Source organism: Hyphomonas sp. (assembly GCF_036964145.1).
Lineage (GTDB): Bacteria > Pseudomonadota > Alphaproteobacteria > Caulobacterales > Hyphomonadaceae > Hyphomonas.
The window spans coordinates 640,848-661,188 of the sequence record NZ_JBALUC010000002.1 but is presented as its reverse complement, the minus strand read 5'-3'; the positions used below and the strand labels follow the sequence as shown (position 1 = coordinate 661,188).

Below are 20,341 nucleotides of genomic sequence, written 5' to 3'. Positions count from 1 at the left end.
ATGAAGACGATCAGCCCCCTGATCAGCCACCACCGGGCCGAACTGAAGTCCGAGGCGCGGCTCAACCGCTATCTGTTGCTCGGGGCAATCTTCATGGCGTTGGTCTCGTTCAGTGTCTTCCTTTCCACATTGCTTGGACATTATCCCTTGCCGCTGGGCGAGGATGTGTTTGCCAACAATCCGGAACGTATCATCGGCGCGTCGAACTTCTTCGTGGCCACCGCCATCGGCGCGGCGCTGCGCATGTGGCGCAAGCGGCAGCTGCGGATCAAGCTGCTGATCGCGGAGGCTTTCATCCGGGAAGATGACGAGGATACGGGTCTGCGCCTGTTGCTCGAACCCGTCTTCGGATCAACCGTCTGGGACGGGGCCAGTACGCCCATCCTCGCACACAGGAGCCCGGCATGAACCCGCAGGCAGATCCCGGCAACACGCCCGTTACCTCGCTTGACCTGCTGCGTGAGCTTCAGGGCGAGCAGAAGGCGTTTCGTTTCCTGATCCGCGCGCTGGCCGTGCTGCTGGTGACGGCGGCGGTGATCGCGGTCGGCAGCGTGATCTATTTCTACGTCGCGCTACAGGGGCTGAAATCCGAATATGCCTATCAGGCGCGCCTCAACGAGATAAACCTCCGCATCGTGGCCGGTGAAGCCAGCCGCCAGCGGGAATCGACGCAGGCGCAACTGGTCGCCATTCGTGAGGAGAATGAGTCCGCGCGCCGACAGGCCGAACTGTCCCGCGAGCTGCAACAGGCCGGCTCCGCCCGCCAGATTGCCGCCTACAAGGACCGTGCCATCAACATTGCGCGCAGCCATGTGCTCGGCAAGACGATGAATGACGTCACCTCGCAAGTGGTCAGCATGGTGCTGCGCGCCGATGGCGGAGATGTCCGCCTGCTGAGCGACGAAGAACACGAGCTGTTGCTGGCCGCGCTGAATGATTGGGGCGGCGAGGTCGAGTCGACCGAAGTTCGCGCCGCATTCCAGAAATTGATGGAGGCCGAGGAGCTTTCCGACCAGGCCATGGGGGCGGCGGGGCTTGCGATGCTGGAATATCGCGCCGCCGATGAAGCTTCGCTGGTCTGGAACAAGGGCTGCTCGACCGTGGTCGATTATGTGAACCAGGCGAGCGCCCGCGATCTGCACGAGCCCATGCTGCTGATCTGGAAGGGTCAGTGCCTGCGCAAGCGCGGCGATGCCCTGCTCGCCTATCGGGCCTTCAGCGAGGCGGCGCATCTGATCGTGGCCGACCCGGAAGAGATCACGCTGGAACAGGAACAGATGGCGCATCATGGCGTCGGCACGACTCTGGTCGCGCTTGCCGCCCAGCGCCAATTGCCGGAAGGGCGCTTGCCCGAAGAGGCCCTGCAGGAGGCGCTGTCCGAATTGCGCACGGCCGCCCGCATCCGGGCCGCACGCGGCGCCACGCAGGTGGGCGTCGCCTATACGGAAGAGAATATCGGCTTCATCCACATTCTCGACGAGGACTGGCCTGCCGCCCTGGATCATACCAAGCGCATTGACGACATCCTGCCGCTTGCCTGGAACCTCACGGTTCGCCACATCGCCGCGCGTGAGAATGAGGCCGCCCTGCGCCAGGTCGGGGCCAGCCGCGAGGCGCTCGAGAACATGGAGACCATCCAGGACGAGACCGCCATGGTGCTGTCCCTGATGGCGTGTGACCAGATCGACAAGCCGGAGTTGCAGCGTCTGCTACCCGGCCGGTTCGAGACCGTGCTGGAAGACCTCTCGGCGCATTGCGCACTGGAGGCAGAGCGCAGCTGATTTACAGGCTGGGCGGTTGCAACCGCATCGAAAACCTCTAGGTTGCGCCGCGAACAAGAACCCAAAGGAGCCCGATTATGGAGCGCGAAGAAACGCTGCGCCTTGAAGCCTACCTCAAGGAAAAACTGCATCCGGGCCTGCGCCTGGTCGCCCGCGACAAGACCGATGATTCCGTCGAATGCTATCTCGGCGCCGAATTCCTGGCGGTCGTCTACAAAGATGTGGACGAGGGCGAGACCTCTTACCAGTTCCAGATGACGGTGCTGGAAGAAGACATCAAATAAATGCCCCTGACGGCACCCGCGCTATGCGGGTGCCTTTGGGAATGGCAAATCCTTGAGGTCCGGCTCGATCCATTCGCGCCGGGCCTTTTTGTTGAACAACGTGTCCTTCCGCCAGTATTCCAGCAGCCAGTCGGGCTTTCCATAGGGACCGGCCAGCAGGCGCGACAGGATTTCATGCAGAGGCATGCCGTCGGGCGCGCTCGTCAGGGCATGGGCCGTCACGCGCAGCGAGGCGATGGTGATGGTCTCGTGATAGCCTTCGCTGTCGGTGTTCTGGCCGCCGACAGATTCATTGAAGGCGCGGATCATTCCCGGCATGTCACGGAAAGCGGCGTGTTCATCCTCGGACAGCAGGCAGAGCGCGCCCGCCCAATGGGCGGCGTGGGTCCATCTTTCCTTGGGCAGTGTGCAGGCGCGGAATGCCTTGGTCAGCGCCTTGATATCGGCATCGGTTTCAAAACTCATCGTCCAGTTCCTTCAAAGTCTGGCGGGGCACAAACGAAAGCCCCGCCGGGTGGCGGGGCTTGTCGGTCGATCACTCTGTAACGACAGGTCGTCAGCAGGGCATTCGCCAGACACAAGCACGCGCCAGCTTGGAAAGCTGAATCTGCTGTTGGAAGCGTGTCGCGGTCTTGTGCATGCGGGCGGGATACCGAATCTTGCGAAACCTGGCAAGTACGTACTTGTCCGTAGGCGGAGGCTGACGACCCTTCTGGATCGCCAGCCCCGTCAGGGAGTCCGCCCGGCTTCTGCCGCGCTTGTCCTCTTGCGGCCTATTCGGCCTCGTCACGCACGGCGATGGCGGTTGCGGGATAGTCGGTCCAGATGCCGTCGACACCCGCCTCGATCAGGACTTTCAGTTCCTGCTCTGCCGTCTCGAAACCTTCGGCCGGATCGTCATCGCGCACCGTGTAGACATGCACCACTTTTCCAAGCGCGTGGGCGCGGTCGACATAATCGGTCGTGCCGCCAGTTTCGGTCAGGATCATCGCCTTGTGCGGGCCAACGCCCATGGTGGGGATGTCCTCCAGCTTCATGTCGAGCCCCAGAAGTTCCGCATAGGGCGGGCCGACAATGTTCTGGACCAGCGGGAGGTCGCTTTTCGCGGCGACCTGTGCAAGAAAGCCGGGCTCGAAGCACTGGATGAAGACCGGGATGCCAGCTTCGCGCAGGCCGCGGCGGGCAATCGTGTCGAGGATCGGGTCCACCATATCGAGGCCGGCGGCTGAGAAATTCGAGGGCCATTTCGCTTCGATGTGCAGGCCGACGATCCGGCCCTTCTCGGCATTCTCCAGGACGAGATCGATGATCTCGTCAAAGGTGACGATATCATACTGGCCATCATAATCATGCGAACGGCCTTCGACGCGCTGGATTGCTTTCAGAGTCTTCAGTTCGGCCAGGGTGAAATCATCGGACCACCAGTCATCCATGTCGCCCATCGGCATCTTGCGGACCGTCTTGCGATCGGCAAATTCGTCATGCTCGGCGATGTTGGTTGTGTCGGACAAGTAGCCGTCATGATTGGCGACGAGCACACCGTCTTTCGTCATCACCAAATCCGGTTCGATGAAGTCCGCCCCTTGATCGATGGCGGTCTGGTAGGCTTTCAGCGTGTGCTCGGGATAGAGGCCGCTGGCACCGCGATGCGCGATGATGATAGGCTTCTGGCCGTCCAGTGTCTTGTACTCGGTGGGCGTGTCTGCCTCAGCCGTTTCTGCGGCCGGGACTTCTGCCACCGGGGCGGTGGCGACCGTATCGGCGGCCTCGTTACAGGCGGCCAGCAAAAGGCTGGCAAGGATCAGATATTTTCTCATGGCGGATATCCTGTCTGGGAAAGTCCGGGGCGAACATCTGTCCGCCCCGGGAAGGGGGAGTGCCTAGAATTTGATGTAGGCGCCGGCTTTCAGCATTTGCGGCTTGCCGCGAATGATCGTGTGCAGGCCGAAGGCACCGCCCGTATTGCCGACATCGATCAGGTATTCCTCGTCGAAGATATTCTCGCCGAGGACATAGACGCCCCAGGCCTCGTCTGCGCTGTCAAAGCCCACCCGCAGGTTCGCGATGCCATAGGCGTCCTGTTCTTCGTCGACAAAGGTGCCGTCCGGATAGGATTCCCGCACACGGACAAAGCCCCCATTGCCGTCAGCGGCATAGTCATAGCCATTGTCATCTTCGAAATAGTGATGATCCTTCCAGACATAGCTCGGCACGATGGAGACATCGCCATGCTGACCGGCCGGGATCGTGATATCAGCGGCCAGCGAGAAGCTGTGCTCCGGGCTGATGCGGAAGCTGTTGCCAGAAAACTGCAGCGGGTTCCCGTTGTCGTCTTTGTCGTCATATTCCGAATGCGTGTAGGCATAGGTGCCGAGCAGGCGGATATTGTCGGTGATCAGCGCCTGACCATCGAATTCGAGGCCGTACTGCGTGGCGTTGCCCGAATTCTCGGTGATGAAGATGCCCTGGACCGGATCGAAGCGGGTCGTCTGGAAGTCCTTGTACTCGCCATAATAGACAGAGCTGGTCATCTGGACCCGGTTGTCCCAGAAGCGGCCAAAGAAACCGGCCTCGATATTGTCCAGCATCTCGGCGTCGATGACGCTGTAGGTGGCGCCGGAGGCCGACAGCACTTCCGGGCGACGGCCGCGGCCATAGGCAACCCAGGTGTTGATGTTGTCCGACAGGCGATAGGCGGCGTTCAGGCGCCAGGTGAAGGCCCCGTCGGTTTCTTCGGAAGCCGAGGCCTTGTTGTTCAGCGTCTCGGCGCTGAGCAGCAGGGACGGGGACAGGGTCACACCATTCAGGCCGCCAAGGGCCACCAGATAGGGGTTCGATTTAAGGACATGCCCAAGCGAACTCGCGGCGAGATCCTCTTTCGTATAGCGCAGGCCGCCGGTGAGCTCGATCCGATCGGTTAGCTCATAGGTGACGTCGCCGAACAGATCATATGTGTCGCGCTCATCAGTCGAGATCTGTTCTTCGAGTTGCTCGTCATAGAGCGGCACAAGCTGTCCCTGCAGGAGGGCAGCGAGGGCGGAATACTGCAGCGGCGTGTCGAAGCTGCCGAAATTCGCGCCGCCGGGCACACCCGCCAGCTGGAGGGCGCCCTGCATCTGTTCGACCGTCAGGCCGGCAGCGCCGGCAAGGGTCGGGGCAAACAGGGATTGGGCATAGGCTTCGTCGGTGGAGAAGCGCAGGATGTCCTTGCCGTTCACGGTGAAATAATTGCCGCCGAAGAAGGCCGACAGCTTGCCGCCGGCATCATAGTTCAGGCGCAATTCCTGGCTGAACGTGTTGGCCTGACGGGCCTGATAGAATTGCAGCACGTTGAAGGCCGCGCCATCAGAGTCCCAGGCCTCGTTCGAGAACAGGTTCCGGTAATCGGTCAGCGAGGTCAGCGACCAGGCATCATTGAGGTCGTATTCGACATTGGCGGTGACGTAGAACAGCTCACGGTCATTGCCGAGCTTGCCGCGCACCTGGTCGTCATTGACGTTCATGGCCGTGGCGCCGAACGGATCGACCTTGCCATTCACTTCGAAGAAGCCGGAGGTGAACTGGGTGCCGGTGGAATCGTCCTCCTGATAATTGACGAACAGGTCGGCGCGCAGTTTGTCGGTCGGCTCCCAATGCAGCGCCGTGCGCAGGGCCAGCGTGTCCTGACCCATCAGGTCCGGCGAGTTCGCGGTATTGGGCACATAGCCGTCCATGTTCTTGACCTGACCGGCCACACGCAGGGCGAGTGTATCGCTGAGCACATAATTGTAATGGCCTTCGCCGCGCAGGAAGCTGTAATCTCCGCCTTCGAGGCTGACCTTGCCCGAATTGCCGTCGAGCGAGGCGCGGTTCTGAATGAAGTTGACGCCGCCGACCAGCGCGCCCTGACCGAACAGGGTGGCTTGCGGGCCTTTGACCACTTCGACCCGTTCCATATCATAGATGCCGAGGTTGGTGGCGAACGGGACGTTGCCGATGGCAACGCCGTTCTGGAACATGGCGACGCGGGGGGTGCCGCCATCGGAGACCACGCCGCGCAGCGAGTAGCTCGGCGCGTTCAGGCTCTGGGCCTGAACCTGCAGGCCCGGTACGAAATTGCCGAGATCCTCAAAATCATCAGCCGCGAGCAGGTCAATCAGATCCTGGTCTGCGACGGAAACATTGATCGGCACGTCGATCAGGGATTGCTGCTGCTTCTGGGTCGTGACGGTCACGACTTCGAGGTGTCGCGCCTGATCCGTACCGGAATCCTGTGCGTGAGCGGATAATTGTCCGGAAAAGCTGAGCGCGGCTACGGCCGTCGCGGAGAGGTATGCGTGTTTCATGATTTGACCCGTTGAGTAGGCGCCCCGTGCGCTGTCGCGCGGTGGGTACTGAGCGGGACGAGCGGGCTCAAATCAAAGTTTTACTACAATGATGACAGCAGAATGCGCGTTCTCGCAGGGCGGGAAAAAACTGCCGGGAATGTCATGAAAAGTTCTGGAAACTGCGCTTGGGGCTACCGATCCAAAGTATACGGATGAATAAAACCTGACATTCGATCCGGTGATGAACAAACGCCAATTTGCCGCACCGGGCAGACTTGCTCAACAAATGGGCAGGTTGGCGGCAGAATCACATGGGTAGGTTTCGGGGCTATTAGGGTCGGACTCAGAACAGTGAGCCCTGATCGCCCTTCGGTTTTGCCCCGCCAGCTTGGGAAACAGGCTTCGGCTGGATCCTCGGCGCAGCTGTCGGAGGCGGGGGCGTGCTGGTGCCATCCGGCCGGGCCATGACATCGCCATCGCCAAAGCTGACCCGGAACGCCGGGCTGGCGGCAGCGGTCCCTGCCGACCGGATCAGGTTTCCGTCCGTATCGCGAACAAGCGCATAGCCGCGCTTCAGCGTGGACTGGTAGGAGAGGGTCTCCAGCAGCTTGCTCTGTGAGGCGAGCGCAGTGCGGCGTCTCTCGATCAGGCGCGTCAGGGCCGGGCGGGCACGCACGGCGGTATCGCGCAGGCGGTGCTTGGAGGCGCGGATATCGGATTTCAGGCTGGCGGGGCTGATCGCCATGCGGGAGAGGCGCACACGGGCTGTCTGGACAAGCGCGAGTGCGGCCTTTGGCAGGCTGGCGCTGGCATAGTCGAGGCGCTGGCGCTTGGCCTGCAACAGGGTTTCAGGCCGGGGCAGGCGGGCGGCGGCCAGCTTGTCGCGGGACTGGCCGGTGCGACGGGCGAGGGCGCGCTTCAGGCGTTCGCCATGCTCGCCGGTCATCAGCAGGAGTTCGGACCGCACGGGCACGGCAATCTCGGCCGCGCCGGTCGGCGTCGGCGCGCGCGCGTCGGACACATAGTCGATCAGCGTCGTGTCGGTCTCGTGCCCGACCGCCGAAATGAGCGGAATCTCGCTATTGTAGGCCGCGCGGACCACAGCCTCTTCATTGAACGGCCAGAGATCCTCGATGGAGCCGCCGCCGCGCGCGACAATCAGCACGTCGGGGCGATCCTCGCCGGTCATGGCGTTGAAGCCTTCAATGCCGGCGGTGATCTGGCCCGCGGCGCTGTCACCCTGAACCAGGGCCGGCCAGACGATCACGCGGACCGGGAAACGGTCGCGGATGCGGTGCAGGATATCGCGGATCACCGCGCCTGTCGGGCTGGTCACGACGCCGATCGTGCGGGGTAGATAGGGCAGGGCCTTCTTGTGCTCTGGCGCGAACAGGCCCTCGGCCGCGAATTTCTTTTTCCGCTCTTCCAGCAGCGCCATCAGCGCGCCTGCGCCGGCGGGGCGCATGGAGGCGGCAATCATCTGGTAGTTCGAGCGGCCCTCATAGATCGAGAGGCGCCCTGTCGCGATGACTTCGAGGCCTTCCTCCGGCTTGAAGGGCAGGCGGCTGACCTGGCCCTTCCACATCACCGTGTTCAAGACCGCCCGGTCATCCTTGAGGTCGCAATACATGTGCCCCGACCGGGCAATCGTCACCCGGCCCAGTTCGCCGCGCACGACGACATGGTCATAATTGGTCTCGACCGTCCGCTTCAGGCTGGCGGCAAGATCGGAGACCGACAGGGCGGCATCATTGGAAGGAGGCGATTCAGACGGCATTCCGACAGTCATAAGGCGCGGGGCCGGAAGGGCAAGTGTGCTGACATTTGGCCGCTGCAGTCATGAGAGGTTAACATTCCTTGTAGATGTTTCGATCAGGTGAATTGAGAAGTGTCTGCGTCATGAATCATTCTTCCAGGCTGCTGGATACGCTGCCCAATCTGGCATTCGCCAGTGTTGCGGACAGATGGGCCTTGCCGCTGGTCGTCTATGACAGCGAATTGCGCTTCGTCTACGCCAACAAGGCGTATCTGGAAGTGACCAACACGATCTGGGAACAGATCGAGGGGCAGTTCATCTTCGATATCTTTCCGGAGGTTCCCGAGCGGCGCGCGCCGGTTGAGGCGCTCATGCGTCGCGCGTTGGCGGGAGAGACGACCTCCCTGGATGCGGTTCCCTATGAAATCGTGATGCCAAACGGCTCGCGGGAGATGCGGGTCTGGCAGGCTGTCCAGGATCCGTACCGGGACGCCCAGGGCAGGGTCACACACATCATCCAGCGGGCCGAAGACATCACGGCCCAGATGGAGTTGCAGCGCCAGAACGATTTCATGCAGAACGAACTGGCGCACAGGATCCGCAACATGTTCTCGGTGATCATGGCGACCTCACGCATTTCCGGCGCCACTGCGGAGAATGTCGAGACATTTGTCGACGATTTCAACGAACGGCTGGTCTCGATGAGCCGCGTTTATTCAAGTCTCAACAATAATGACTGGAGGGGCCTGAGCTTGCGGAAGATTGCTTCCGATGAGCTTGAGGGCCTGCTGGGCCGGGGCAGCAATCGCTACACGCTGCGCGGGGACGATATCCTGCTGACCGTCAAGGCGAGCAAGGATGCCGCCCTGATCATCCACGAACTCGCGGCGAACGCCCGCAAGTTCGGATGCTTCAGCGTGCCGGAGGGGCATCTTGCTTTCGAATGGTACCTCGAGGGCCGCGTCCTGCATGTCCACTGGACCGAAACGGGCGTGCCTGATGTGCGCCCGCCGACCCGATCCGGCTTCGGCTCCCAATTGTTTGAGATGTTCCCAAAGATAAAGGCGACGCGGACCTTTGCGGCGGATGGTATCCAGATGAAAGCGGAAATCCCCCTTGTCAAATCCCCGATTGATATGCCTGTCAGCTGACCTTGCGGTCAGGCTCTGACAGGATCAGCGAAAGCTTCGAGAGCAGTTTGCTGGTCACGATGGGTTTCGACAGGAAGGGGGCCTGGCTGAATTCCTCGCCGCTTGATTCCGGCGTGTTGCCGGACACGGTGACAAACGGAATGCCATGCGCGATCAGCCGGTTGGCCACGGGAGACGAGGTCTCACCGGCCAGATTGATGTCCAGCACGGCGCAGTCGCATATGTGCTCATCAAGTAGCGTCATCGCTTCATAGACCGAGCCGACCGGCCCGACCACGTGATAGCCTGCATCTTCCAGCGCTGCGGCCATGTCTATGGCAATGATGGCTTCGTCCTCGACGACGAGGACCCGGCGAGCGCCATTGGCCGACTGGGCCACATTGGGTGTCTTCGACGGGCGGGACAGGTCCGAAGAGGAATCGTTCGCCTCAGCCACGAAATCGGCCTCAAAGACGCGATCATCCACGCTGATCAGATACCATTGCAGGCCTTCAGGGGCGAATTCGAGCTTCACGGGGTAGCCGAAGGCAATGCGGGTCATCCTTTCGATGACCGTGGAGCCGAACCCGCGTCGCTCGGGAGCGGTCACCGGGGGGCCGCCGCTTTCGGTCCAGTTGATTTCGAACCGGTTCGTGCCGTCTTCCTGGCGGACATTCCAGCGGATGTGGACCTGGCCCGTATCATTGGAGAGCGCGCCATATTTGCCGGCATTGGTGGCCAGTTCGTGGAGGGCCATGCCGAGCGACTGGGCGGCCGCGGAGGTCAGGCGCACATGCGGGCCTTCGAGGAAGATGCGGGTGTCAATGAAATCTTCGAGATGGGCGAGCTGGGAACTCATGATGTCTTCGACCCGCGCGCCGCGCCAGCCGGAATTGACCAGCAGGTCCTGGCTGGAGGCAAGCGAGCGCATCCGTTCGGCGAACCGGTCCATGAAATTCTCGCCGCTGGCCATGGTCTGGCGCGCAATCGCCTGGACCAGGGTCAGCATGTTCTTTGAGCGGTGGTTCACCTCGCCGAGCAGCAGCTGGATGCGCTCTTCGCGCTGCTTCTGGTCTGTGACATCGGTGTTCGTGCCGAACCACATCTGAATCTGGCCGTCTTCGCCGCGGATCGGGTGCGCCCGGGAGAGGAACCATCGGAACTTGCCGTTCCTGCCGCGCAGGGGGAAGGTGTCTTCCCAGATTTCACCTTTGTTCAGAGAGTCCAGGAAGTGCTCGGTCGCCCGCGCCTCATGTTCCGGGTGATGTACGGAGCGCCAGCCATGCCCGAGTGTCGCGGCTTCATCCGCGCCGGTGTATTCGTACCAGCGCTTATTGTACCAGAATATCTGACCTTTCGGGTCTGACATCCAGGCGAGTTGGGGGATGTTGTCGGCCAGCGCCTTGAATTGGGTTTCGCTCTGGCGCAGACGTTTCTGGTTTTCCTGTTCCTGGGAAATATCGCGCACGATCTTGGAGGCCCCGACGATCTTGCCGGAGTCATCATGGACTGGAGAGACCGTGACCATGATAGGGATGGGGGTGCCATCCTTGTGCAGGCGGACCGTCTCGAAATTCGACACGGTGCGGCCAGCCTGGATCGAGGCGAGGATGTCGTCCTCTTCCGATTGGCGGTCTTCGGGGATCAGCAGGCGAATGGACTTGCCGACAATTTCGCTTGGCGTATAGCCGAAGACACGCTCGGCAGCTGGATTCCAGCTGGCGATGACGCCGTCCAGGGTTTTGGAGATGATGGCATCCGAGGAGGATGCGATGATGGCGCTGAGCCAAGAGCTCTCCGCTGCCGAAAGGGCAGGGACGGCCGAAACCGGCGAGGGAGCGCTAGACAGACGATCCCGTTTCATGCGGGGCTCCCGGAAAGAGTGTGCAGCGCCCGATGCGCTGTTTTCAACTTTTCATTTAGAACGGATCAGTGCCGTTTGTCCATAACCCAGATTAGACAGATTGCGCGGAAGGCAGTATTCAGTTCCCTGAATCAAAAGAGAAATTGCCGGACAAAAAAAGCAGCAGCGATGCCTTGGCACCGCTGCTGAGTGAAAGATCAATACCGGATTCGCAGGTCCGAGATGGACTGGGCGATCTTGGTATAGGCTTCGGTCAGTTCCTCGGAGCTTTCCGGGGTAAACGCGAAGTCATCACCAGAGGAGCAATAATTGAGGATGGCCTTACCCTGAGTGGGCGCCTGGAAGGCGACGGTGTAGATTTTGACGCCCTCAGCCTTGATATTGTCGCAGAGTTTCTTCGACTGGTCGAAGGAGCTGCCCTGGCCCGGCGCATACTGGTTCAGGAAGTCACCATCGGTCATGACGATCATGGCCTTGGCAGAGTCGGGCTCGTCATAGGGATACGGGTCAGAGCCAGCCGGCCAGATCGTGTCCCAGTCAGGGGCGATCAGATACCAGCCCCAGGCGATACCGATATGGCCGGCGGTGCCGCCATTGGCATACAGGCTGTCAACATAGTCGAACAACTTGTTGCGATTGCTGGTCATCGGCAGAACAGGGATTGGGCTGCAGGTTTCCTTAGTCCATTCCGGATTACCCCAGCGGTCTTTTTGGAGATTACCCCAGCGGTCGTAGCGGAGGGAAGCTCCCGACGCTTCGATCCATGCATAAGGGCCTGGATCCGCATCGGTGTAGGCCTTGCTGCCGAGGCGTTCCTTCACACATGTATTGTTGAGCGTGAGCGCGGCGACCTTTTCGACGTCCACATATTTGTCGATCCAGCCCTCCCGCCAGCAAGAGCCCCTCCACTCCATGACGCATCCCCATTCCCGACCCGCTAATTCGGTTTCTGTATATTTTTCGGTCACGACCCGGATCGGCGTCTTGCCGGTGACTTTCAGGAAATAATCCTCGCCAGCGTCCGCCATGTACGAATAGGATGTCATGCCGATGCGGACTTCACCGGTCGTGCCATCATCGTCTTTCGGGAGCAGCACGTTGACCGCTGTGTCGGCGGCGCTCTTGAGCGCTTCGATCTTGGAGCCGTTCATCGAACCGGAAATGTCGAAGACGAAGGCGATGTCGACCTTGCCGATACCGTAGGTCGAAGCGGACGTGACGCCGAAATTCAGTTCCTTCGTGCCGGTCAGCTGCATGATCGAGGTCGGCTGGGCGCACCGGACGCTAACGGAGATGTCCTGCGACCCGCTCGAAATGGTCGGAACGGGATCGGCACAATCGGTGCCCTTGCCCTGGGCTTTCATGGCCGACTTGAAATAGTTCTCGAGATATTTCTTGATCTCGGTGTCGGACTTGCCCTCCTGCATTTCGCGGGCGCCGGCGATGACCGCGCTGTCCAGAATGAACTGGACGCGGTTCTTGGCCGTGTTGACCTGTTGCAGGTCGATCGCGAACCCCATGAGAAGGAACAGGGGAATGGTCATCAGCGCGAAAATGATCGCGATGTTGCCCTCTGTGTCATGCTTCAGCCGGCGAAATTTGTTGACGGCTTGCCTTGCGAATGTTGAATATTTCATCTTGCCCACCCCGGATACGGCCGCACCTGGCCTTAAAAGGTTCTCGGTGCACTTTCGCAGAACGGGATAACTTCTCGGTGAAATCGGGGGGTGAAATTTCTCCGGGGGCGGAAAGACTCCCTTAACCAGCACACGCGGCGCGACAGCCCTAAGGCGCCGCGCAAAGAGCCTGTATTTCCGAGCTGTTTCAGGATGTGTCGGGCGGTAGCAAATCGCGTGTGAAGGCGTGTAGTTGGCGGGCGCTTTCCTGTTGCAGATGCCTCAGTTTGCGCGAGTGGAAGGCAGGCGGAACAGAGGCCCGGAGGATCCGGGTTCCTGTAACCATGAGACGCCGCATCCGGTCGATGTATTCGGCCGCATGATCGAGCGCGTGGTTAATCGCCAGCACCCGCCGGACGAGTTTTCCTGCAGGTAAAATGTCAGTTGGCTGCGGGGGATAGTCTCTGAGGTCGACCGGCGTATCCGCGTCGAGGAAGCGGATGCGCGGGCCGGTGCGAAAATGGGGTTTTGGCGGCGTCCGGGACACCTGACGGGCGCTTTCCCTCAGGCGAAAGCGCGGCGCTGCCGGCTTGCGTCCGGTTTGAGCGCCCGCCGGAACCGGCGCCCCTGTCCGGGGCGGCTGGATCGGCGCGGGGGCTTGCGGTGGCAGCGGCCCAAGCTCCAGGGCTGCCAGGCAGAACAGGCGCCGCAGCACAGCCTCCAGGAAGCCGACAAGGCCCGCCAGCGGCTCAAGCTCGGCCCGCGGCAGGAAGGGCTTTGCCGCGACCGGCCACAGGCCGAGCCGCTTCTGGGCCGCCGAGGCAAGATAATCGGCCGCGTCCCACCAGAAACGGGTGAGGCCCTGAAGGGCGGGAGGGAGCGGCGGTGTCATGAGGCTGAGCCTGACTGCGCCAGCGCTCAGATGGATTGGCGCGCGCCGAAACCGGGGCGCCAAACCTGTAGCTGTTTGTAAACGCAGCGATACTTCCAGCTGACACGCCGGAGCGAACCGGGGACAGGGCGCCGGCTTTCGCCGCTCCGGGTCGCCGTTGAGGGCTTGATTCCCGCCGCCAACCTGCGCAATGAGCGCAGTCATGAACATACTTCTGATCGGATCGGGCGGGCGTGAACACGCCCTGGCGTGGAAAATGGCGCAGTCGCCGCTGGTGGACATGGTGCATTCGACGCCGGGCAATCCCGGCATGGACGATATTGGCCCGTGTTTCGATGTGGGCGTGACCGACATTCAGAAGCTGGTGCAGCTGACCCTGCAGGTCGAGCCGGACCTGATCGTGATCGGGCCGGAAGCGCCGCTGGCGGCGGGCCTGTCGGACATTTTGCGCGCGCGGGGCTTCGACGTGTTCGGGCCGAGCCAGCAGGCGGCCCAGCTGGAAAGCTCGAAAGCCTTCTCCAAGGCGCGCATGGTTCAGTATGGCGTGCCGACGGCGGCCTATGGCGAGTTCACCGATCCGGTGCTGGCGAAATCCTATCTGCGCACTCTCGAAGCGCCTTACGTGCTGAAGGCCGATGGCCTCGCCGCCGGCAAGGGCGTCGTGATCGCCGAGACGCTGGACCAGGCCGATGCCGAGATCGACGAGATGCTGTCCGGCAAGTTCGGCGACGCGTCCGCAACGCTGGTGATCGAGGAATTCATGCATGGCGAGGAGGCCAGCATCTTCGTCATCACCGATGGCACGGGCGCGATCTATTTGCCCGCCGCGCAGGACCACAAGCGCGCGGGCGATGGCGATACCGGACCGAACACGGGCGGCATGGGCGCCTATGCACCGGCGCCGGTCGTGACCGATGAGATCCTTGCCCGCGTGAAGGCCGAGATCGTCCAGCCCATGCTGACCGGCATGAAGGCGGACGGTATGCCGTATCAGGGCGTGCTCTATGTCGGCATCATGGTCACGGCGGACGGGCCGAAAGTGGTCGAGTTCAATGCGCGCTTCGGCGACCCGGAATGCCAGGTGCTGATGAAGGGCCTCGCGGGCGACATCGTTCCGGCGATCCTCGGCGCGGCGACGGGCGGCCTTGAGGGCAATGAAGAAGCGTTCGAGGCGCTGCTGGAGCTGGACCGGTTCGAGCCCACGGCAACGATTGTTCTGGCTACGGAAGGCTATCCCGGCAGCTATGCCAAGGGCTCGGTCATTCGCGGCGTGAAGTCTGCCAATGATTTGCCCGGCGTGACCGTGTTCCAGGCGGGCACGGACATGGATGAGGGCGGCGCGCTGCTCGCCAATGGTGGGCGCGTGCTGGCCGTGACGGCCAGTGGCGACGATTTGCGCGAAGCGGTGGAGCGGGCCTATGCTGGTGTCGACGCCATCGACTGGCCGGAAGGCTTCTGCCGCCGGGACATTGGCTGGCGCGCCCTGACGTAAGAAGATTGGAGCCCGGATCATGAGCAAATTTGTGTCCGAGGCATTCCGATCAAGCGCCCGCAAATGGACGGGCCGGGCGAGCCTGGCGCTTGGTGCGTTGGTCGCGGCCTGTGCCAGCCAGCCCGCCGCCCCGACGCTGGATGGCGATTTGCTGATTTCGCATGTAAGAGTGGTCGATTTTTCGGGCGAGGCGCCGGATGTGCGCGAAGATGCATTCGTGCTGGTGGATGAGGGCGCGATTATCGCCCTGGCGGACACCCGGGCAGGCCTGATTGCGGACGCAGAACAGGATGCCAGCGGCCTGACGCTGATCCCCGGCCTGACGGACATGCATGTTCATGTCTGGGACGAGGCGGAGCTGGGCGCGTATCTCTCCTGGGGCGTGACACGGGTGCGCAACATGTCGGGCCTGCCCTTTCACCTGACCCTGGCCGAGCAGGTTGAGGCAGGGAATGTGCTGGGTCCGCATCTGCTGACCACCGGGCCGATCCTGAACAGTGCTGGCCCGAATGCGCAGGTGAACCACCAATTGGTCGAGACGGAAGAGGAGGCGCGCGCCGCAGTGGCGTGGCAGGCCGAGCAGGGCTTCACGCGGCTGAAAGTGTATTCGAATTTGACCCGCGAGGCGTATGACGCCGTGCTGGAAGAGGCGGAGGCGCGAAACCTGATCGTGACGGGCCACACACCGGAGGGCGTACGCGGGCCGGGCGTGCCGTTCGAGGCGCCGTTCGACATTGCGTTTGGCGAGGTGCTGGGCGATGGCTTCGAGACCATCGAACACATCGAGTCGATTGTCTGGCACGGGTTGAGCGACCGGCAGGATGAGGCGGCCGCGCGGGCGTTGGCCAAGCGCATCGCGGCCTCTGGGGTGCCGGTGACGCCGACATTGCTCGCCTATCACAATCTCTGGCGCGTGGGCGACACGCAGGGCGCAGCGCTGACCCGTCCGGGGACGGAGATGCTGAACCCAGTCGTGCAGCAGACCGAACGTAACTATCAGGAATTCTGGGCGAACCAGCCGCCGGGGCCGGCAGCGCAGAGCGATGCCTTTTACGGGCGCGTCACGAAGATCTTCCAGGAAGAGGGCGTGACCCTGGTGGCCGGAACGGATGCGGGCATCTTCACCAATGTACCCGGCCTGTCCCTGGTCGAGGAACTGGGCCTGATGGTTCAGGCGGGGTTGACGGAATTCGAGGCGCTAAAATCCGCGACCCATGCGCCGTCTGTCGTGCTGGACCAGGAGGGGCTGGACGGCTGCGCACGCAGAGGCTGCGCGGCGGATCTTGTGCTCTATGCCTGTGATCCGTTGGCGGATATATCCTGTCTTCACGTGCCGCACGCCATGATCCGGGACGGGGAATGGCTTTCCCGGGAAGATCTGATGGCCCTGCGCGAAGCGGCGCGGCACCATAATCTGGAGCGCACGCAGGAAAACGTGCTGGGCGGGCTGGCGGCGCAGGGCGTGGATGTGTCGATGCTGGGGCTGGAAGGCGCGACGGAATAGGGTGTCAAAGCGCGTCTGAGTTGGGATTCGCGCCAGAGCAAACATGGCGCGTTGGACAGGGACGGACACTTGCAATGGAGCGGGAATTCAGAATGCGACGTGTGGTTTCGGCCTTGATGTGGTCCTTGTTGGCGTCATCGCCGCAAATCTGATTTGGGGCAATGCGTACTTTGCCGCGTTCTGTTCGGTCCAATTGGTTCAGGCGGTCCTGGTGTTCACAAATTGGGACCAGAAGCCATTCCACTAGGTTATTGTCCCTTGTTCCGCCGCTGGCGGTATCCTGCTGTTGTCCCTGATTTTGATGCAGGCAGTCTTGGGGAGTTGAGATCGTCCCAGACTCGATGAGGGGAGGCAAAAGCGCCTACCCTTCCGCCGCTTCCAGTTTTTCCGCAGCGTCCATCCACTCGGTTTCGGCGGATTCCGCCTTGGCGGCGTGGGTGGCGCGGTCTTTCAGGAGTTTTTCGAGTTCGTCCGTGGACGGATTGCCGCTGGCGAGCCTGGCGTCGATCTTCGCGATGGCGGTATTGGCCTTTTCGAGGCGGTCTTCGGCGTCGCGTGCGGTTTTCTTCAGGGCGCTGAGGCGTTTCTTCTCTTCGGGAGAGGTTTCCTTGGGCGCGGCGGACTTGGCCTGTTTGGCAGGCTTTGCCCCCTTGGTGTCGTCGCGGTCGGCCTTCATGACGAGTGCGCGATAGTCGGCAAGGTCGCCATCATAGGGCGCGGCGCGGCCATTATTGACCAGCCAGAGACGGTCGGCCGTGGCCTCGGCGAGATAGACATCGTGGGTGATGAGCAGGACAGCGCCGGGGAATTCGTTCAGCGCATAGATCAGCGCCTCGCGGCTGTCGATGTCGAGGTGGGAAGTCGGCTCATCAAGGATCAGGATGTGCGGCGCCGCCGAGGACATCAGGCCAAGCAGGAGACGCACCTTCTCACCGCCGGAGAGCTTCTCGACATTGGTTTCGACCTTCTCATGGGAAAAGCCCATCGCTGCCGCTGCGCCGCGCACTTTTGCCTGCGGCGTGCCGGGCGGCATGATGCGCTGGACGTGCATCAGCACGCTGTCGCCTTCGGAGAGTTCGTCGAGCTGGTCCTGCGAGAAATAGCCGATGCGGACGGCCTTGGGCACGACGCGGTCGCCGCCAATCAGGGACAGGCGCTCGCCGATGGATTTGACGAGCGTGGTCTTGCCCTGTCCATTGGCGCCGACAATCGCGATACGGTCGTCCGGGTCCAGACGAAGATTGACCTTGTCGAGGATGATTGCATCCTCGCCATAGCCGAGCGTGGCATTGCGCAGTTCCAGCATGGGCGGGGCAAGCTTGTCCTTTGGCGGGGCAAAGTGGAACGGCGTCGTGCGGTCACCCACCGGGATGGAGATGTCCTGCATCTTTTCCAGCATCTTGATGCGCGACTGGGCCTGCCGGGCCTTGGACGCCTTGGCGCGAAACCGGTCCACGAAGGCCTGCAGATGTTCGCGGTCCTTGTCCTGCTTGGCTTTCTGGGATTCCAGCTGGGCGAGCTTGGCGGCGCGCAGTTTCAGCCAGTCATCATATCCGCCCGGCGTGATCGAGAGCTTGCGATGCTCCAGTGCCATTGTGTGCGTGACACAGCGGTTCAGCAGCTCGCGGTCGTGCGACACGATCAGGACGGTGTACGGATATTTCTTGATATAGGTTTCGAGCCAGGCCGCGCCTTCAAGGTCGAGATAGTTGGTCGGCTCGTCGAGCAGCAGGAAATCCGGCTGGGAGAACAGCACGCCGGCAATCGCCGCGCGCATGCGCCAGCCGCCGGAGAATTCCTTCGTGGCGCGGCCAAGGTCTGCGGTGGTAAAGCCGAGACCGTTGAGCACTTCGGCGGCGCGCGCCTCGGCCGTCCAGGCATCAATGTCGAGCAGGCGCTCATGGATCTCGCCGATCCGGTCCGGGTCGGTCGCGGTCTCGGATTCCTGCATCAGGGCGTGGCGCTCTGTGTCGGCGGCAAGCACGACATCCAGAATGGTCTCGTCGGTGGCCTCGACCTCCTGCGCGACCCAGCCGAGCCGGGCGCCGGTATTCAGGCGGATGGCGCTGTCATTGCGCGGGTTTTCCACATCCTCGCGGATCAGGCGCAGCAGGGTGGATTTGCCCGTGCCGTTACGGCCGACAAGGCCGACTTTCCAGCCGGACGAGATCTGCGCCGTGGCAGATTCAAACAGGGGCCGGGCTTCGACCTGAAAATCGAGGTTTGAAATGGTAAGCATGGGCGGCGGTCTACTAGAGACTCCCGCGAAAGCAAGGGCGCGGGTGCGCTATCGGATGATGCGGGCGATCCGGGGCAGATTGCGGGCATTTGCGGGCGGGCGAGATGAGAGAGTAGACCCGCCATGCCACCAGTAGGGGGAAACTGAAAATGGCATGGCGGGCGGTTCGCTGCGTCTCTCTTGGGGGAGGGGGGACAACGCAGCGAACGCGAACCTCTCTCTCCACACTGATTTAGGAAGCCTGCCCGTGAGGCCAAGGGCCTCACGCCTTCGTGATGGGTGAAGTTTGGGTAATGTTTTGCCCGCCGTGCGGGTGATGCCGGATCAGTCCGGTTCCGCTAGCAGCGCAAGGATGGTGCGTACCTCATCGAGCTGTGCCTGGGTAATGCTGGCCAGATTGTACTGGAACACCAGGATCGTCTGGAGCTGGGGTTCGGCCTGTCGCAGGGCCGCCCAGTCATAGTCGACAATGAAGGTGGCGGAGGATGGCTCCGTGTTCACGCGCACGGCGTCGATATACAGCGGGCTGGCAGTGGTCGAGGACTGCGCCGTCAGGGCGCGCTGATAATTGTTGTCGTACCGGACGATGTTCTGTCCATAGCTTGTCAGGGCCCGCCTCAGGCGCTCGTCCCGGATCTGGGAGAGGCTGCCCGTGGAAATCATTTCGAGATATGTCGCAGATTCCGTGGGCAGGGGTGAGGTGAGCGCCGGCGCGAGGAGAAGCTGGTAAAGATTGTCGATGTCCGGAGGCGTTTCATGGGTGCGCACGAGCTCCACAAGCCTGCCCGTGTCTTCGGCAACCTGTTGGGCCTCCGCCGCAGCCACGGCGATGGCAGTTTCCGCTTCGCGGAAATCCTCTTCCAGCCGTTCGAGCAGCAGGACTTCGTTACCGCGCGCGACGCGGGCCTCATTCCAGTTATTGACCTGCAGACCGATGAAGACGCCGAAGACAACGATCAGCGTTTCGATCACGACGGTGAACCAGTCCTGCTCGCGCAGCGCGGTCGTCAGGCGCCGGAGGATCATTGTGCCGCCTCCTCATGTGTTATCCCAAGTGCGCTGTCGATCAGCCGATGAATCTCAGCAAGCTGGGCGTCCCATGGCAGCAAACCGTCGCGCAGGTATGCGTCATAGGCGTCAAGGTTTTCGGCCACCGCATTCAGAAAGGCTCGATCCTCTCTCATGGCTTCCAAGTCGCATTCGGGTCGCGTCTGCATTTCGCCCAGCTCGGCATCAAAGACCGGTTGAACCTTTACAAGTTCTGGTCTGAGCATCAGCAAATTATTCGCCAGGGCGTGATCTTTCTCGATATAGGCCAAAAGCGCTTCAACGCGTTGCTCATAGTCAACAAGTGCTGCGCGTAGCGCCGGGTCCCTGATAATGGAAAGGCGCCCCGCATTTGTCAGCTCCGTGACCGAGGGCAAACTGAGGACGTTGATATTGTAGTAATGAGATGTGGCGATCGCCATGCATTCG

Annotated in this window: 16 protein-coding genes; 6 read left to right on the top strand and 10 right to left on the bottom strand. The window is 61.9% G+C overall.

Features of this window, described 5'->3' with window-relative positions; genetic code table 11:
* From V7660_RS08120 to V7660_RS08110, 3 genes are all read left to right on the top strand, one after another.
* A complete protein-coding gene (locus V7660_RS08120) occupies window positions 1–408 on the top strand; it encodes a hypothetical protein (RefSeq protein ID WP_335602575.1) in 408 nt (135 codons plus the stop codon).
* Complete coding sequence (locus V7660_RS08115; protein ID WP_335602574.1) at window positions 405–1,781, top strand: hypothetical protein; 1,377 nt, start codon at window positions 405–407, stop codon at window positions 1,779–1,781. Before V7660_RS08120 ends, V7660_RS08115 begins: the two co-directional genes overlap by 4 nt.
* A 77-nt stretch (window positions 1,782–1,858) precedes the next feature.
* Entirely contained in the window at window positions 1,859–2,065 is a 207-nt protein-coding gene (locus tag V7660_RS08110; RefSeq protein ID WP_206992712.1) for a DUF3126 family protein, read from the top strand.
* A gap of 21 nt (window positions 2,066–2,086) precedes the next feature.
* Here the strand turns inward: V7660_RS08110 and V7660_RS08105 are convergent, their stop codons facing one another.
* The 4 genes from V7660_RS08105 to xseA all read right to left on the bottom strand — a co-directional run bounded on the left by V7660_RS08105 (window position 2,087) and on the right by xseA (window position 8,149).
* Window positions 2,087–2,530 (bottom strand): hypothetical protein, encoded by a 444-nt coding sequence (locus V7660_RS08105; RefSeq protein WP_335602573.1) that lies wholly within the window; start codon window positions 2,528–2,530, stop codon window positions 2,087–2,089.
* Between the two features lie 308 nt (window positions 2,531–2,838).
* Window positions 2,839–3,882, bottom strand: a complete 1,044-nt coding sequence (locus tag V7660_RS08100) for a glycerophosphodiester phosphodiesterase family protein (protein ID WP_335602572.1) — start codon at window positions 3,880–3,882, stop codon at window positions 2,839–2,841.
* A gap of 63 nt (window positions 3,883–3,945) precedes the next feature.
* Window positions 3,946–6,390: a TonB-dependent receptor gene (locus V7660_RS08095; RefSeq protein ID WP_335602571.1), complete on the bottom strand. Its 2,445-nt coding sequence runs from the start codon at window positions 6,388–6,390 to the stop codon at window positions 3,946–3,948.
* Window positions 6,391–6,715: 325 nt separating this feature from the next.
* A complete protein-coding gene (gene xseA, locus V7660_RS08090) occupies window positions 6,716–8,149 on the bottom strand; it encodes an exodeoxyribonuclease VII large subunit (protein ID WP_335602570.1) in 1,434 nt (477 codons plus the stop codon).
* Between the two features lie 122 nt (window positions 8,150–8,271).
* Here xseA and V7660_RS08085 point away from each other — a divergent pair, with 122 nt between their 5' ends.
* Window positions 8,272–9,279, top strand: a complete 1,008-nt coding sequence (locus V7660_RS08085; RefSeq protein ID WP_335602569.1) for a sensor histidine kinase — start codon at window positions 8,272–8,274, stop codon at window positions 9,277–9,279.
* Here the strand turns inward: V7660_RS08085 and V7660_RS08080 are convergent.
* The 3 genes from V7660_RS08080 to V7660_RS08070 all read right to left on the bottom strand — a co-directional run bounded on the left by V7660_RS08080 (window position 9,272) and on the right by V7660_RS08070 (window position 13,630).
* Window positions 9,272–11,122, bottom strand: a complete 1,851-nt coding sequence (locus V7660_RS08080) for a PAS domain S-box protein (RefSeq protein WP_335602568.1) — start codon at window positions 11,120–11,122, stop codon at window positions 9,272–9,274. The genes V7660_RS08085 and V7660_RS08080 overlap by 8 nt on opposite strands.
* Before the next feature lie 197 nt (window positions 11,123–11,319).
* Complete coding sequence (locus tag V7660_RS08075; protein ID WP_335602567.1) at window positions 11,320–12,759, bottom strand: pilus assembly protein; 1,440 nt, start codon at window positions 12,757–12,759, stop codon at window positions 11,320–11,322.
* 187 nt (window positions 12,760–12,946) lie between these two features.
* Complete coding sequence (locus V7660_RS08070; protein ID WP_335602566.1) at window positions 12,947–13,630, bottom strand: hypothetical protein; 684 nt, start codon at window positions 13,628–13,630, stop codon at window positions 12,947–12,949.
* A gap of 202 nt (window positions 13,631–13,832) precedes the next feature.
* On the opposite strand from V7660_RS08070, the gene purD reads away from it, so the two are divergent.
* Complete coding sequence (purD, locus tag V7660_RS08065) at window positions 13,833–15,122, top strand: phosphoribosylamine--glycine ligase (protein ID WP_335602565.1); 1,290 nt, start codon at window positions 13,833–13,835, stop codon at window positions 15,120–15,122.
* Between the two features lie 19 nt (window positions 15,123–15,141).
* The gene (locus tag V7660_RS08060; RefSeq protein ID WP_335602564.1) at window positions 15,142–16,626 is read left to right on the top strand and encodes an amidohydrolase family protein; all 1,485 of its coding nucleotides are present in this window, start codon (window positions 15,142–15,144) and stop codon (window positions 16,624–16,626) included.
* 361 nt (window positions 16,627–16,987) lie between these two features.
* Here the strand turns inward: V7660_RS08060 and V7660_RS08055 are convergent, their stop codons facing one another.
* The 3 genes from V7660_RS08055 to V7660_RS08045 all read right to left on the bottom strand — a co-directional run bounded on the left by V7660_RS08055 (window position 16,988) and on the right by V7660_RS08045 (window position 20,334).
* Entirely contained in the window at window positions 16,988–18,865 is a 1,878-nt protein-coding gene (locus tag V7660_RS08055) for an ABC-F family ATP-binding cassette domain-containing protein (RefSeq protein WP_335602563.1), read from the bottom strand.
* Between the two features lie 324 nt (window positions 18,866–19,189).
* On the bottom strand, window positions 19,190–19,891 hold the full coding sequence (locus V7660_RS08050; protein WP_335602562.1) for a hypothetical protein: 702 nt from the start codon (window positions 19,889–19,891) through the stop codon (window positions 19,190–19,192).
* On the bottom strand, window positions 19,888–20,334 hold the full coding sequence (locus V7660_RS08045) for a hypothetical protein (RefSeq protein WP_335602561.1): 447 nt from the start codon (window positions 20,332–20,334) through the stop codon (window positions 19,888–19,890). Before V7660_RS08045 ends, V7660_RS08050 begins: the two co-directional genes overlap by 4 nt.
* Between the last annotated feature and the right edge of the window lie 7 nt (window positions 20,335–20,341).